Annotated in this window: 15 protein-coding genes; 4 read left to right on the forward strand and 11 right to left on the reverse strand. The window is 68.9% G+C overall.

Features of this window, described 5'->3' with window-relative positions:
- Window positions 1-27: 27 nt before the first annotated feature.
- The 7 genes from rlmD to surE all read right to left on the reverse strand — a co-directional run bounded on the left by rlmD (window position 28) and on the right by surE (window position 6,789).
- Window positions 28-1,533, reverse strand: a complete 1,506-nt coding sequence (gene rlmD / locus SB816_RS13600; RefSeq protein ID WP_064528712.1) for a 23S rRNA (uracil(1939)-C(5))-methyltransferase RlmD — start codon at window positions 1,531-1,533, stop codon at window positions 28-30.
- 165 nt (window positions 1,534-1,698) lie between these two features.
- Complete coding sequence (locus tag SB816_RS13605; protein WP_054502674.1) at window positions 1,699-2,451, reverse strand: TorF family putative porin; 753 nt, start codon at window positions 2,449-2,451, stop codon at window positions 1,699-1,701.
- 347 nt (window positions 2,452-2,798) lie between these two features.
- Window positions 2,799-3,404, reverse strand: coding sequence for a hypothetical protein (locus tag SB816_RS13610; protein ID WP_054502675.1), 606 nt, complete (start codon window positions 3,402-3,404; stop codon window positions 2,799-2,801).
- A 169-nt stretch (window positions 3,405-3,573) separates the two neighbouring features.
- Window positions 3,574-4,353: a 3'-5' exonuclease gene (locus SB816_RS13615; protein WP_054502676.1), complete on the reverse strand. Its 780-nt coding sequence runs from the start codon at window positions 4,351-4,353 to the stop codon at window positions 3,574-3,576.
- Complete coding sequence (locus SB816_RS13620; RefSeq protein ID WP_054502677.1) at window positions 4,350-5,204, reverse strand: peptidoglycan DD-metalloendopeptidase family protein; 855 nt, start codon at window positions 5,202-5,204, stop codon at window positions 4,350-4,352. The genes SB816_RS13615 and SB816_RS13620 overlap by 4 nt, the downstream gene beginning before the upstream one ends.
- 17 nt (window positions 5,205-5,221) lie before the next feature.
- Complete coding sequence (locus SB816_RS13625; RefSeq protein WP_054502678.1) at window positions 5,222-6,046, reverse strand: protein-L-isoaspartate(D-aspartate) O-methyltransferase; 825 nt, start codon at window positions 6,044-6,046, stop codon at window positions 5,222-5,224.
- Complete coding sequence (gene surE, locus SB816_RS13630) at window positions 6,031-6,789, reverse strand: 5'/3'-nucleotidase SurE (protein WP_054502679.1); 759 nt, start codon at window positions 6,787-6,789, stop codon at window positions 6,031-6,033. Before surE ends, SB816_RS13625 begins: the two co-directional genes overlap by 16 nt.
- A 190-nt stretch (window positions 6,790-6,979) precedes the next feature.
- On the opposite strand from surE, the gene plsY reads away from it, so the two are divergent.
- Entirely contained in the window at window positions 6,980-7,621 is a 642-nt protein-coding gene (gene plsY, locus SB816_RS13635; protein ID WP_054502680.1) for a glycerol-3-phosphate 1-O-acyltransferase PlsY, read from the forward strand.
- A gap of 75 nt (window positions 7,622-7,696) precedes the next feature.
- Here the strand turns inward: plsY and tsaD are convergent, their stop codons facing one another.
- Window positions 7,697-8,728 (reverse strand): tRNA (adenosine(37)-N6)-threonylcarbamoyltransferase complex transferase subunit TsaD, encoded by a 1,032-nt coding sequence (gene tsaD / locus SB816_RS13640; RefSeq protein WP_064528704.1) that lies wholly within the window; start codon window positions 8,726-8,728, stop codon window positions 7,697-7,699.
- Between the two features lie 108 nt (window positions 8,729-8,836).
- Between tsaD and SB816_RS13645 the strand changes: the two genes are divergently transcribed.
- A complete protein-coding gene (locus SB816_RS13645; protein WP_049073458.1) occupies window positions 8,837-10,129 on the forward strand; it encodes an NCS2 family permease in 1,293 nt (430 codons plus the stop codon).
- Between the two features lie 84 nt (window positions 10,130-10,213).
- Here the strand turns inward: SB816_RS13645 and SB816_RS13650 are convergent, their stop codons facing one another.
- Entirely contained in the window at window positions 10,214-10,570 is a 357-nt protein-coding gene (locus SB816_RS13650) for a VOC family protein (protein ID WP_049073457.1), read from the reverse strand.
- A gap of 314 nt (window positions 10,571-10,884) precedes the next feature.
- On the opposite strand from SB816_RS13650, the gene SB816_RS13655 reads away from it, so the two are divergent.
- The gene (locus SB816_RS13655; protein WP_410547150.1) at window positions 10,885-11,907 is read left to right on the forward strand and encodes an LLM class flavin-dependent oxidoreductase; all 1,023 of its coding nucleotides are present in this window, start codon (window positions 10,885-10,887) and stop codon (window positions 11,905-11,907) included.
- Window positions 11,908-12,099: 192 nt separating this feature from the next.
- Window positions 12,100-12,474 (forward strand): thioredoxin family protein, encoded by a 375-nt coding sequence (locus tag SB816_RS13660; RefSeq protein WP_410547151.1) that lies wholly within the window; start codon window positions 12,100-12,102, stop codon window positions 12,472-12,474.
- Window positions 12,475-12,506: 32 nt separating this feature from the next.
- Here the strand turns inward: SB816_RS13660 and SB816_RS13665 are convergent, their stop codons facing one another.
- The gene (locus SB816_RS13665; RefSeq protein WP_054502682.1) at window positions 12,507-13,094 is read right to left on the reverse strand and encodes an IMPACT family protein; all 588 of its coding nucleotides are present in this window, start codon (window positions 13,092-13,094) and stop codon (window positions 12,507-12,509) included.
- Between the two features lie 72 nt (window positions 13,095-13,166).
- Complete coding sequence (locus SB816_RS13670; RefSeq protein WP_064527670.1) at window positions 13,167-13,985, reverse strand: transporter substrate-binding domain-containing protein; 819 nt, start codon at window positions 13,983-13,985, stop codon at window positions 13,167-13,169.
- Window positions 13,986-13,988 lie beyond the last annotated feature (3 nt).

Raw genomic sequence — 13,988 nt, forward strand, 5'->3', positions numbered from 1 at the left:
ATGCGGCCCGGTCGACGCCGGGGCGGGTCACGCCTGGCTTTGCGCCGGCGTCTCGCCCTCGGCCGCGACGCGGGCGTGGTAGGCCTCGGTGGCCGCCTGCTTGGACGCGGCCTTCTCGGCGGCCGCGGCGGCCTTTTCCGCTTCCGCGGCGGCCGCATCGGCCGCCTGCTGCAAGGCGCGCTGGCGGGCGCGCTCCTGCACTTCGCGCACGCCCTCGGCATCCAGCGATTCGAACACCGCGATCGACTCCACGTGCCCGGTGTGCGGGAACATGTTGATGACGCCGGCGCTCTTGAGCAGGTAGCCGCCCTCGTGCACCATGATGGCGGCGTCGCGCGCCAGCGTGGCGGGATTACAGGACACGTAGACGATGCGACGCGGGCGCTCCTCGGCCTTCAGTTGCGACAGCGCCTGCGCCACGGCCTGCGCGCCTTCGCGCGGCGGATCGATCAGCATGCGGTCGAAGAAGCCCAGGCCGCGCAGCCATTCGACGTCCACCTCGAACAGGTTGAGGGTGGCGAAACTGGTGCGCTCGCCCAGCCCGTGGCGCGCGGCGGCCTCATGGGCGCGGTCGGTCAGCGCCTTGCTGCCCTCCACGCCCACGGCCTCGCGGCCCTGGGTGGCCAGCGGCAGCGTGAAGTTGCCCAGGCCACAGAACAGGTCGGCGACGCGGTCCGTCGGCTGCACTTCCAGCAGCGTGAGCGCGCGCGACACCATGGAACGGTTGATGGCGTGATTGACCTGGGTGAAGTCGGTCGGCCGGTACGGCATGCGCAGGCCGAATTCGGGCATGGTGTAGGTCAGCGCGTCGCGATGCTCGGGCACCAGCGGATGCACCGTGTCCGGGCCCTTGGGCTGCAGCCACCATTGCACGTTGTGCTTGTCGGCGAAGGCGCGCAGCACAGCGATGTCGTTGTCGGTCAGCGGCAGCAGGTGGCGCAGCACCAGCGCGGTCACGCCGTCGCCCAGCGACACTTCCACCTGCGGCAGGCGGTCGGGCGCGGACATCGACGCGATCATGGCGCGCAGCGGCATCAGCAGGTCGCTGACGTGGCGCGGCAGCACATGGCATTCGCGCATGTCGGCCACGTAGCTGCTCTTGCGCTCGTGAAAGCCCACCAGCACCCCGCCCTTCTTGGGCACCACGCGCACCGACAGGCGGGCGCGGTAGCGGTAGCCCCAGGTCGGGCCATGCAGCGGCGCCAGGATGCGGGCCGGACGCAGCTTGCCGACGTGCCAGAAGGTGTCTTCGAGCGAACGCTGCTTGATCGCCACCTGCGTGGACGGTTCGAGATGCTGCATGGCACAGCCGCCACAGACGCCGAAATGCGGGCAACGGGGCGCCACGCGCTGCGACGAGGGGCGCATCACCTGGTCGACCCGCGCGATTTCATAGGACGGTTTGCGGCGCACGGTGGTCGCCGTGACCCGCTCGCCGGGCAAGGCGCCTTCCACGAACACGACCTTGCCATCGCGGCGGGCGATGCCCCGGGCTTCCAGGTCCAGGGATTCGATACTCAAAACGTCAGACATCTCACGCAGTCCAGAAAATTCACGCAACCCGGCATTGTAAGAGGATTCGGCAGCGCCCCGCCCGCGCCCGAAAAAAAGGGGGACTTGCCGGAGACGGCCCGCCGGGCAGTCTCCATCAAGCCCCCCAAAAGCCGGCGCCGGTCAGGGCGCCGCCACGGATGGGAATCAGAACGAACGCGACACCGAGAACACGGCGCCCAGGCGGCCCGACGGATGGCCGTACTTGGTCGGCAGCCAGTTGTCCTTGGTGGCGCCGACGGCGGCCAGGCCCAGCACCCAGCCCTTCAGGTCCTTGGTCACGCCGAGCTTGTAGTCGACGTAATGGCCGATGGAGTCGCCGTCCATGTTGACCTGGTTCTTGAGCTTCTGGTAACCCAGATGGCCCACCAGTCCCCAGCCGTCGCCCAGGTCGAAGTTGGCGGTGCCGTCCAGGTACCAGGTGCCCTTGCTGTCGGGCGTGCTGAAGAAGTCGCTGGGCGTGTAGGAATACTTGAGGGTGTAGTTGGCGTAGGTCGCGGCCAGGTACAGGTCGGTGTTGTTGTAATTGCCGCCCTTGGGCGAGCTGGAGCCGGGATAGTAGTAGTGCAGCACTCCGGCGTCGAGCGTGAAGCCGCCGCCCACGTCGCCCTTCCAGCCGCCGTAGAAGTCCATTTCCAGGTTGCCGTCGGTGAAGACGAAACTGGATACGTTGGAGTTCCAGTTGCCCAGGTAGAAACCGGAGCTGTGGGTCAGATCGATGCCGAGTTGGGCCGCGGGCCGGAAATCGGTCTGCGAGTAGCCGCGGAAGCGATAGTCGCTCGCGATGGTGGCATTGCCGCTGAGCGAGAAACCGCCGCCCAGGTCGGTGGGTTCGGCCTGGGCCGTTGCGATGAAACAAGCGGCGAGCACAACGGGCAAGGCTAGCAACGTCTTCTTCATGGTGCGATGTCCTGATCGGATTTGACGAGGAGGAAGGCCGAAGGCGCATCCATCGGGCCGGTCCTGCAACGGCGGATGCCGGCTCCTTCCCCATCAAGCAAGGTCCGTGCCAGGTTTCAATTGCATCTCAACGGGCTGGCGCCGCGCTGAACGGGCATGCTGGTCGCACCAGGACGGTGCATCACGCCGCGCATGCAGGCGGCGGCGCATCAAAATGGGGCTGGCGCCCCGTGATGGCGCCGGGCACGAAAAAAAACCCGGCCCGCACAAAAGCGGGTCGGGGTCGCGCGGCGCCGCCCGCGATGGGCGGGCCGCCAGGCGGCGAATCGGGGGCCGCCCGGAGCGCCTCAGTTGGCGGCCGGAGCGGGCGGCGGCGGCACGGCGCCCGGCGCGCTGCCCGGGCCCTTGCCGTGGCGCCCTTCCATGCGCGCGTGGCGCTCCTGCATCTTGGCCTGGCGGTCCTTGAGCATCTGGGTCACCTGGGTGCGCTGGGCGTCGTTCAGGCTGTCCCACACGGCCAGCCATTGATCGCGGACCTGCTTGGCCTGCGTGCCGAACTGGTCGCGCGACTTGTCGGATTGCTCCAGCAATGCGCGCGGATCGAGCTTGCCGCTGTCCAGTTGCGCCTTGAGCAGATCGTGGCGCTGGCCACCGGAAGCGCGCATGGCTTCATGCAGGCTGCGCTGGCCGTCCTGCGCGGTCTTGACCAGGGCCTGCTGCTTGTCGTCCAGCTTGAGCTGATCGAGCTGCGCCTTGGACACGGGGCCCAGGCCCGGGATCCACAGGCCGTCGCGCATGCCCTTGTGGAAGCCGCCATCACGGGGGCCTTGATGCATCGCGGCGGGACCACCGTCGGCGGGCGCCGCCGCCATGACGGGACCGGCCAGCAAGCCGCCGGTGGCGGCGACCATGGCCAGGGCAGCCAGGTTGGAGCGGAGTGCGAATCGGGACATGTAGGTCTCCTGAAAGTGAAGAAAGCGAGGCCATTGTGCGATCCGCCCGGTTTCATCCAGGTTTCGTCCCCGCAAGCTATGTTTCAGTCGATTGCGCCTGCGCCAGGCGTGGAAACGGGGCCCGGCGGGCCCCGTCTGTCGAGCATGCCGCGCCCACCGCGCGCGCCGCTCAACTGGCGTCCCAGGCCGCCATGTACTCCTTCCAGTGCGGCGCATCGCTGGCCGTCAGCGTGTCGCGCACCAGCGCGATCTCGGCCTCGTAGGCCGTGCGGTCGAGTTCGCCGCGCAGGAAGCGGAAGCGGCAATACACCAGCCAGGTGTTGACCACGTCCGTTTCGCAATAGGCGCGGACCTCGTCGGCACGGCCCTGGCTCCAGGCCTCCCAGACCTTGCTGCCATCCATGCCGAGCTTGCCCGGAAAGCCGCACAGCTTGGCCAGTTCGTCCAGCGGCGCGTTGGCGCGGCCGTTGTACTTGGCCAGCAGGTCCATCAGGTCGGTGTGGCGCGAGTGATAACGCGAGATGTAGTTGTTGAACTTGAAATCGCGGTCTTCCTCGCCCATGTCCCAGTAGCGCGGCGCGGGCACGCCCTGGATCAGGCTGCGGTAGTGCAGCACCGGCAGGTCGAAGCCCGAGCCGTTCCAGCTAACCAGCTTGGGCGTGTAGCGCTCGATGGTCTTGAAAAAGCCGGCCAGCAGAGCGGCTTCGGGATCGTCGGGCTGGCCCAGCGTCTTGACGCGAAAGCCCTGGTCGTCGCGGAACACGCAGCCCACCACCGCCACCTTGTGCAGGTGCAGCGGCAGGAAGTCGTGGCCCACGGCCTCGCGGCGCGCGGTGAGCGCGCGCTCGACCACTTCGGCATCGGGCACGTCGGCGCTCCAGCCGTTGAGCTTGCGCAGGCCTTCCGCGTCGGGAATGGTCTCGAGGTCGAATACCAGGGTGGGCGTCATTTGGCGGGCAGGTACTGCATCGGATCCACGGGCGTGCCCTGGCGGCGGATCTCGAAGTGCAGGCGCGGCGAGGTGGTGTCGCTCTGGCCGATCTCGGCGATCTTGGCGCCGCGCTTGACGTCCTGGCCGGTCTTCACGAGCAGCGTGCGGTTGTGCGCATACGCCGTGATGAAGCCGTTCTGGTGGTTCACGATGATCAGGTTGCCCAGGCCGCGCACGCCGTTGCCGCTGTACATGACCTTGCCATCCGCGGCGGCGGTGACCGGGTCGCCCAGCGCGCCGGCGATATCGATGCCCTTGCTGTTGTTGTTGAAGCCCTGCATGATCTGCCCGCTCGCCGGCCAGGCCCAGTTGATCACGCCGGCATCGGCCGCGCGCGTGGCGGGCTTGGTCTCGGCCGGAGTCGGGGTGGGCGGAGGCAGCGACGCCGTGGCGGTGGCCGAGGTGTCGTTGGGCTGGTCCAGCGGACGCGGTTGCGGCTTGCTGCTGGCAATCGGCGCCGGTTGCGCGCCGCCGCCCGACGAACCGGACATCTTCAGCACCTGCCCGACCGAAATCTGGTTGGGATCGGTGAGGTTGTTCCAGCGCTTGATGTTCTCGACGTCGACATTGTTGGCGCGCGCGATCTTGTAGAGCGTGTCGCCCGGCTTCACGACATAACTGCCGCCCGGCTGGGCGGCGGCGGACGGCTGGCCGCCGGCCAGGTCGACGACCGGGGCGCGCGTGCCTTTGGATGCGCAGCCGGCCAGGATGGCCAGGCTGAGGACGCCAGCCACGAAAAGCGGGCGGCGCAGGCGCGTCATGGACACGCCGAGGGTCATATCGGTCAGTTGCAACTGCCCGTTGAGCATACGTTTCTCCTGTTTGCTCAAGATTGTATTCCGGCACGCAGCGGCACAAAGCGCACGGCCTCTAATTCGGTTCGTTTCCAGCTGGCCGCGCCCGTGCGTTCGATCAGCACCAGGCGCTGGTTCGAGCCCCCTTCGGGGGCGATCAGGCGTCCACCCGGCGCCAGTTGCTGGAGCAGCGCTTGCGGGATGGTCAGGCCGGCGGCAGCCACAACGATAGCATCGAACGGCGCCACGCCGGGCAGGCCCAGCATGCCGTCGCCGTAGATCAAGCGGATTCGCGTGGTCAGCCGCAAGGCGCGCAGATGCTCGCGCGCCAGCTCATAGAGACCGCGAATGCGCTCGATGGAATGGACCTCGCGCACGAACTGCGCCAGCACCGCGGCCTGGTAGCCGCAACCCGCGCCGACTTCGAGCACGCGGGTCGGCGCGCGGTCTTCGCAGACGGCCGCGATCATGCGCGCCACCACCCAGGGTTGCGAGATGGTCTGAGAATGGCCGATGGGCAGCGCCGCATCCTCGTAGGCCCGACTGGCCAGCGCCTCGTCGACGAACAAGTGGCGCGGCACCACGGCCATGGCGTTGAGCACGCGCTCATCGCTGACGCCCTGCCCGCGCAGGCGCTGCACCATGGCCTGGCGCAGGCGATCGGAATTGAGCCCCAGATTGCCGCCGGCCGTCGGCGTCGGCGCCTTGGCCTGGCTTTGCAGCGTGGCGGCCGAAACGCGGGTGTTGCTGTTGGCCGGCGTGACGCCAGGGCTGAGCCGTCCGGAGTCGTAGCGGACGGGACTGGGCCGACCGGGCACGGCCTGGGAGACGTCCGGCTGGCTTATGCGTCGGCGCATAGCGGCTCCGCCCAGGTCCGGATTTCGTCGAGCTGCCCGTGCTGGGTCAGGTCCAGCCGCAGCGGCGTGACCGACACCCTGCCCTGCGCCACCGCGTGGAAGTCGGTGCCCGGCGTAGCATCGGCGGCCTGCCCCACCGGCCCGATCCAGTAGACCGTGTCGCCGTAGGGGGTGGTTGTGCGCACCACCGGCTGCGACGGATGGCGCTTGCCCAGGCGGGTGACCTGGAAGCCATGCATGTCGTCGAAGCGGCGGCTGGGAATGTTGACGTTCAGCAGCACCGGCGCGGCCAGTGGCTGCGCCAGGTGGCGCTCGACCACCAGGCGCGCGGCGCGGGCGGCGGAGTCGATGTGTTCCCACCCCTTTTCGGCCAGCGAGAAGGCGATGGCCGGGATGCCGAACAGGTAGCCCTCGCTGGCGGCGGCCACGGTGCCCGAATAGAGCGTGTCGTCGCCCATGTTGGCGCCGTTGTTGATGCCGGACACCACCAGGTCGGGACGCGCGTCCATCAGCCCGGTCAGGGCGACGTGGACGCAATCGGACGGCGTGCCATTGACGGCGATGAAGCCGTTGGAGGCGGTGCGCACCGACAGCGGGCGGTTCAGCGTCAGGGAATTGGACGCGCCGCTGTGGTTGGTCTCGGGCGCGACGACGGTCAGATCGCCCAGGCCTTCCAGCGCCTTGACCAGCGCTTCGAGGCCAGGGGCCGAATAACCATCATCGTTCGAAACCAGAATTCGCATTGTGCATCCGAAAGAAAATAAAACGCGGGTGGACCGGCTGGATTGTACCGTCCGCGGAAGGCGCCGGCATGTCCGGCGCCAGCCGTCTCCGATCGTCCGCTCGCTAACCCGTAGGCGGGTCGGCCGGCGACCGGGGTAGAATCCGCAGCCATCGAGACAATTGCAAGATAACAACGGACTTCCTTACAACATGGCGATCACCGAACCGTCCCTGGCGTTTACCGCGGCCCTCATCCTGCTGGCCTACCTGATCGGCTCCGTGCCGTTCGCCGTGGTGGTCAGCAAACTCATGGGACTGCAGGACCCCCGCAGCTACGGCTCCAAGAACCCCGGCGCCACCAACGTGCTGCGCACCGGCAACAAGACCGCCGCCGCGCTGACGCTGCTGGGCGACGCCGCCAAGGGCTGGTTCGCCGTCTGGCTGGCGGCCAGGCTGGCCCCTGGCATCGCCCCCGGCCCCCTGGCTGCGGTGGCCGTGGCGGCCTTCCTGGGCCATCTGTATCCCATCTTCCTGGGCTTCAAGGGCGGCAAGGGCGTGGCCACCGCGCTCGGCGTGCTGGTGGCCATCCAGCCGTGGCTGGCGGTCGCCACCGCGGCCACCTGGCTGATCATCGCGGTGTTCTTCCGCTACTCGTCGCTGGCCTCGCTGGTGGCGGCGTTCTTCGCCCCGGTCTATTACGTGTTCGGCTCCGGCCTGGCGTGGTACGCCCAGCCGGCCATGGGCATCGCCCTGGCCATCATTGGCGTGCTGCTGTTCTACCGCCACCGCGCCAACATCGCGCGCCTGGTGCAAGGCACCGAAAGCCGCATCGGCGGCGGCAAGAAGAAGTGATCCGCGGGCCGGCGCGGGCGCCGCGCGCGGAATGAAAAAGGGGGCCTCGGCCCCCTTTTTCATTGCCCGTCCCGGTCAGGCGATATCGGCCAGGTCCCAGCGCGGCCGCACGGTGAAGCCGTGCGCGTCCGGGTCCAGCGTCACCAGCCCCGCCTTGACCCGCTCGGCCGCGGCGAAGGCGATCATGGCGCCGTTGTCGGTGCACAACGACAGCGGCGGAAAATAAGCCTGGGCCTTCAGGGGCTTGAGCGCGGCGGCCAGCCTGGCGCGCAGCAACTGGTTGGCCCCCACCCCGCCGGCCACCACCAGCCGGCGCAGGCCGGTCTGCTTGAGCGCGCGGATCGACTTGGCGGCCAGCACCTCGACGATCGCGGCCTGGGTCGCCGCGGCCAGGTCGGCACGGGTCTGTTCGTCCAGCCCGCCGTCCTGCTCGGCGGCCTTGACCCGGGTCAGTACGGCGGTCTTCAGGCCGCTGAAGCTGAAATCCAGGTCGCCGCTGTGCAGCATGGGACGCGGCAGGTCGAAACGCGCGGCATCGCCCTGCTCCGCCAGCCGCGCCAGCGCGGGGCCGCCCGGGTAGCCCAGCCCCATCAGCTTGGCGGACTTGTCGAAGGCTTCGCCGGCGGCGTCGTCCAGGGTTTCGCCCAGCAATTCGTAGCGCCCCACCCCGTCCACCCGCATCAATTGCGTGTGGCCGCCGGACACCAGCAGCGCCACGAACGGAAAGTCGGGCCGGGGATCGGCCAGCATCGGCGACAGCAGGTGGCCTTCCAGGTGATGAATGGCGATGGCGGGCAGGCGGCGCGACCAGGCGAACGACTGCGCCACGCTGGCGCCCACCAGCAGCGCGCCCGCCAGCCCGGGCCCGGCCGTATACGCCACCGCGCCGATGTCCGACATTTCCAGGCCCGCATCCTGCAGCACCTGGCGGGTCAGCGGCACCACGCGCCGGATATGGTCGCGCGAGGCGAGTTCGGGCACCACGCCCCCGTATTCCTGGTGCATGGCGATCTGGGTGTGCAGGGCGTGCGCGAGCAGGCCGCGTTCCGTACAGACGGCTGCGACGCCCGTTTCGTCGCAGGAGCTTTCAAAGCCGAGAATAATCATGGCGGCAGAGTTTACAACTGATGCGAAAATACGCCCGTTTACAAAATGACCGGGGGCGGCCAAGCCCCCTTCTCACCAACCAAGCCTGCAAGCACCCTGGGGACAAGAATGCTGGAGAAGCTATTCAACCTGCGTGAACACGGCACGACCGCGAGAACCGAGATCGTGGCCGGCCTGACGACATTTCTGACGATGTCGTACATCATCTTCGTGAACCCGGACATCCTGTCGTCCACCGGCATGGACCGCAGCGCCGTGTTCGTCGCCACCTGCCTGGCGGCCGCGCTGGGCTCGCTGGTGATGGCGCTGATCGCCAACTGGCCGATCGGCATGGCGCCGGGCATGGGGCTGAACGCCTTCTTCGCCTTCACCGTGGTCAAGACCATGGGCTACACCTGGGAGCAGGCGCTGGGCGCCGTGTTCATCTCGGGCGTGATCTTCCTGATCCTGACCATCTCGGGCATCCGGGTCTGGCTGGTCAAGGGCATCCCGCATTCGCTGCGCAGCGCCATCGCCGCCGGTATCGGCCTGTTCCTGGCCATTATCGCGCTGTCGAGCGCCGGCATCGTGGTGGCGCATCCCGCGACCAAGGTGACGCTGGGCGACCTGACCACGCCGGGGCCGCTGTTCGCCATCCTGGGCTTTTTCATCATCGCCTCGCTGGACGCGCTGCGCGTGCGCGGCGCCATCCTGATCGGCATCCTGGTGGTCACGGTGCTGTCGATGGCGCTGGGCTACAACGAATTCAAGGGCGTGTTCGCCGCGCCGCCGAGCCTGGCGCCGACGCTGTTCAAGATGGACATCCTGGGCGCGCTGCACACCGGCTTCGTGCACGTCATCCTGGTGTTCGTGCTGGTCGAGGTGTTCGACGCCACCGGCACGCTGGTGGGCGTGGCCAAGCGCGCCGGCCTGATGCCGGAGGGCCGTCCCAACCGCCTGGGCCGCGCGCTGTTCGCCGACAGCACCGCCATCGTCGCCGGCTCGATGCTGGGCACCAGCAGCACCACCGCCTACGTCGAAAGCGCCTCGGGCGTGCAAGCCGGCGGCCGCACCGGCCTGACCGCGCTGGTGGTGGCCCTGCTGTTCCTGGCCGCGCTGTTCATCTCGCCCCTGGCCGGCGCCGTGCCCGCCTACGCCACCGCGCCCGCCCTGCTCTACGTGGCCGGCCTGATGATGCGCGAACTGATCGACATCGACTGGAACGACGTCTGCGAAGCCACCCCGGCCGCGCTGACGGCGCTGGTCATGCCCTTCACCTACTCCATCGCCAACGGCATCGCCTTCGGCTTCATCAGCTACGTGGTGCTCAAGACCGCCACGGGCCGCGTGCGCGACGTGCATCCGGCCACCTGGCTGGTGGCGATCCTGTTCGTGATCCGCTACGCGTTCTTCCCGGAATAACGCCGGCAAGGCATGCATGCAAAACCGCCGCGCTTCCGGTCCGGAAGGCGGCGGTTTTTTCATTGCCGGCGCTCGTGCCCGCCGTCAGGCCGTGGCCGTCCAGACCGCCAGCTCATAACCGTCCAGGTCGGTGAAGTGGAAGCGGCGGCCGCCGGGGAAATCGAAGGCCTCGCGGCTGATGCGGCCGCCCGCCGCCGTTACGCGGCGCTGCGCGTCGCCCAGGTCGTCGGCGTACAGGATCACCAGCGGCCCGCCAGGGCGCACCGGCTCGCCGGTGGTGAGGCCGCCCTTCAGCCGGCCGTCGGTGAATTCCGTGTAGGTTGGCCCGTAGTCGGTGAACGACCAGCCGAAGGCCTCGCCGTAGAAGCGCTTGCTGCGCGCGATGTCCGCGACGTTGAATTCGATGTTGTCGATCTGATGGTTGTTGCCGGTGGCGCCCATGCGTGTCTCCCGTGGATATTGAAGAAAACCGCATCATCCCCGATTCGCGGGGCCATGTCTCGGGTCGGGCCTGAGGCGATGGGAACAATGCTTGCGGAGTCGAAATGACCACCATACCGGTACCACCGCCAGGGTGCCGGGCCGTGCGGCGAATCGTCGTCATTGAGCCCGGCTATCAACCCGCCGGCCCGCATGGTTGCTGGCGGGAGCGGTTGAATTCGCCGATACACTCCCCATGTATATAAGACCATGGAGCCGACCTTGTCCCACCCCCACCCGCATTCCTGTCCCCGCCGCCACCGCGAGCCCCGCGTATGAGCGCCCTCGCCCGCATCCCCTTCTCGGTGCTGGACCTGGCGCCGATCGTGCAAGGCCGCGACGCCGCCGACGCCTTCCGCAACAGCGTGGCGGTGGCGCAGCATGTCGAGCGCCTGGGCTACAAGCGCTTCTGGCTGGCCGAGCACCACAACATCAACGGCGTGGCCAGCAGCGCCACGGCGGTGCTGATCGGCCACATCGCCGGGCACACCTCGACCCTGCGCGTCGGCTCGGGCGGCGTGATGCTGCCGAACCATGCGCCGCTGATCATCGCCGAGCAGTTCGGCACTCTCGAAACGCTTTACCCCGGCCGCATCGACCTGGGCCTGGGCCGCGCGCCCGGCAGCGATGGCGCCACCCAGCACGCGCTGCGCCGCGGCCCGCGCAGCGGCCTCGAATTCCCGGCGCTGGTCGAGGAACTGCGCGGGTTTCTCGCGCCCTCGCGTCCCGGCCAGCCGGTGCGCGCGATTCCCGGCGAAGGCCTGGACATCCCCATCTGGCTGCTGGGTTCGAGCGATTTCAGCGCGCGGCTGGCGGCCGAACTGGGCCTGCCGTTCTCCTTCGCCGGCCACTTCTCGCCGGAAGGCATGGCGGCCATGCGCCTGTACCGTCACCTGTTCAAGCCGTCCGAGACCCTGTCCCGTCCCTACGCCATGATCGGGGTGCCGGTCGTGGCCGCCCCCACCGATGAAGAGGCGCAGCGCCTGTCCACCACGCAGCAGCTCAAGTTCCTGTCGCTGGTGCGCGGCAACCGCCTGCAACTGCAGCCCCCGGTCGATAGCATGGACGGGCTGTGGAACGAATGGGAGCGCGAGGCGGTCAATCAAAGACTGGGCGCCGCGATCGTTGGCGGCCCCGAGACCGTCAAGCGCCGCCTGGAGGCCCTGGTGGCCGAGACGGAAGCCGACGAAGTCATGATCGTGTCGGATTTTTACGATATTGCCGACCGCCTGCGTTCCTTCGAGATCGTTGCGGCCCTCAAACAGGGCGAAGGCGTGCCCACGACAACCGCGGCCTGAGGCCGGCGGCCGCGCGCCGCCAGCCTTGCCCAGCCGCAGACTGCGCTCACCATGGCGCCAACCATTGCGACCCGGCCGGTCCCCGCTCTACTATGGACTGGCAATACCGCGTCGCCACCTCCGGTGCGAGCCTGACCGCCCCCGCGCCGCCGATACCGACACTTTGCGCCGCGCCCGCGGCAAGGATCCAAAATGAGTATTGTTGAACTCACCAAAGACAGCTTCCAGGAAGCCATCACGCCGGACGGCACCCTGATCGTGGACTTCTGGGCTCCCTGGTGTGGCCCCTGCCGCGGCTTCGCGCCGGTTTTCGAGCAGGCCTCCAACGAGCATCCCGACGTCACCTTTGCCAAGGTCAACACCGACGTCGAACAGGAACTGGCCGGCGCGCTGGGCATCCGCTCGATCCCCACGCTGATGGTGTTCCGCGAAAAAGTCCTGCTGTTCTCGCAGCCGGGCGCCCTGTCGGGCGGCCAGCTCAATGAGCTGCTTGCCAAGATCAAGGAAGTGGACATGGAAAAGGTCCACCAGGAAATCGCCGCGGCCCAGGACAGCCAGGACGCGTGATGGACAAGGGCCCTGCGGGGCCCTTGTGCGTTTTACGCCAGTTGTTCCCAGGCCGACCGGCCGCGCGTGATGTTGGCCGCCGTCATCTCCAGGTCGGCCACGGCGCCGCGCGGCACCTGGAAGCGCAACGCCACGCCGTCGGCGCCGAAATCCTCCTGCACGATCACCGCGCCGGCCTGCGCCAGCCGCGACTTCAAGAGCGGCAGCTCGGCGAAGCCGCAGGCGCACGCCACCGTGGCCAGGTCCACGATCTCGGCGCGCGGGCCGTTGCGCAGGCAGTTGGCGGCGCAACCGCCGTAGGCCCGCACCAGTCCGCCGGCGCCCAGCTTGACGCCGCCGAACCAGCGCACCACCAGCACCGCCACGCGGTCCATCCCCTGCCCTTCGATCGCCTGCAGGATCGGGCGTCCGGCCGTGCCGCCGGGCTCGCCATCGTCATTGAAGCGGTATTCCTGGCCGATGCGGTAGGCCCAGCAATTGTGAGTGGCCTCGGGGTCGCTGTGCGCGGCGAAGAACGCCATGGCCTCGTCGATGCTGGAGACGGGCGCGGCGTGCGCGACGAAGCGGCTTTTCTTGATGTCTTCCTCGTGCGAGCAGACGGCGGTCAAGGTGGTGGTCATAGCCCGGCATTGTAAGGGCGCGCCCCACGCCGCGCTGGCACTGCCAGGGCGGACGGATCCGGCGCGCGGGCCTCAGCCGTGGCAGTCGGCGACTTCCTGGTCCAGGTAGACGTCGAAGGCCACGTCGCGCGCCCACTTGGCGGGCAGGGCCTTCCAGGCGCCGGCCCGCGCCCATTCGCGCATCCGCGCATCGAGCCAGGCCTGCGTGGCCGTGTCGGCCGCCGGCAGCAGCCACACGCGTTCCTGGCGGGCCCCCTCGGCGCCGAGCGTGGCCGAGAACTTCTTCCATTCGGGGAAACGCATCAGCGGCTCCCACGCCGCGTCATCGATCAGGCCGATGTCGCAACTGCCCTCGCGCACCGCCACCAGTGCGTCCGACGGCACGCGGTAGGTGCGCACCACCGCGCCCCAACTGCGGGCCAGCGCCTGCGCGCCGACGGCGGCTTCGGCCATGCAGACGCTGCGGCCGCGGGCATCGCTGCCCTGGCGCATGCGGGTATCGCTGCGGATCACGGCCTTGGGACGCGCGGCGTAGCCGGTGGCCACCGCCGCCAGATCGCCGGGCAGCGCCTGGGCCGGCGACACGCGATCGGCCAGCACCACGTCGACTTCCCCCGCGGCCAGCAGCCGGGCCGCGTCGGCCGCCGCCACCTGCCGCAGGCTGAACGGCAAGCCCAGGTCCTGGGCCAGCTTCTCGGCCATGGCGACATCCAGGCCTTCGGGCGTGCGGATCTTGGCGCCGGCCGCCGGCGCGGGCGCCAGGTACGGCACGCCCACCACCAGTTCGCCACGCTGGCGCGCGGCCGCCAGGCCGTCGGGCGGCGCCGCGCCGCTGGTGGCGGACAGCAAGGCCAACAGGCAGGCCACGAAACGCAGACCGCGCCGCATCATGGG

The organism is Achromobacter sp. SIMBA_011, assembly GCF_046535435.1.
GTDB lineage: Bacteria > Pseudomonadota > Gammaproteobacteria > Burkholderiales > Burkholderiaceae_B > Achromobacter > Achromobacter dolens.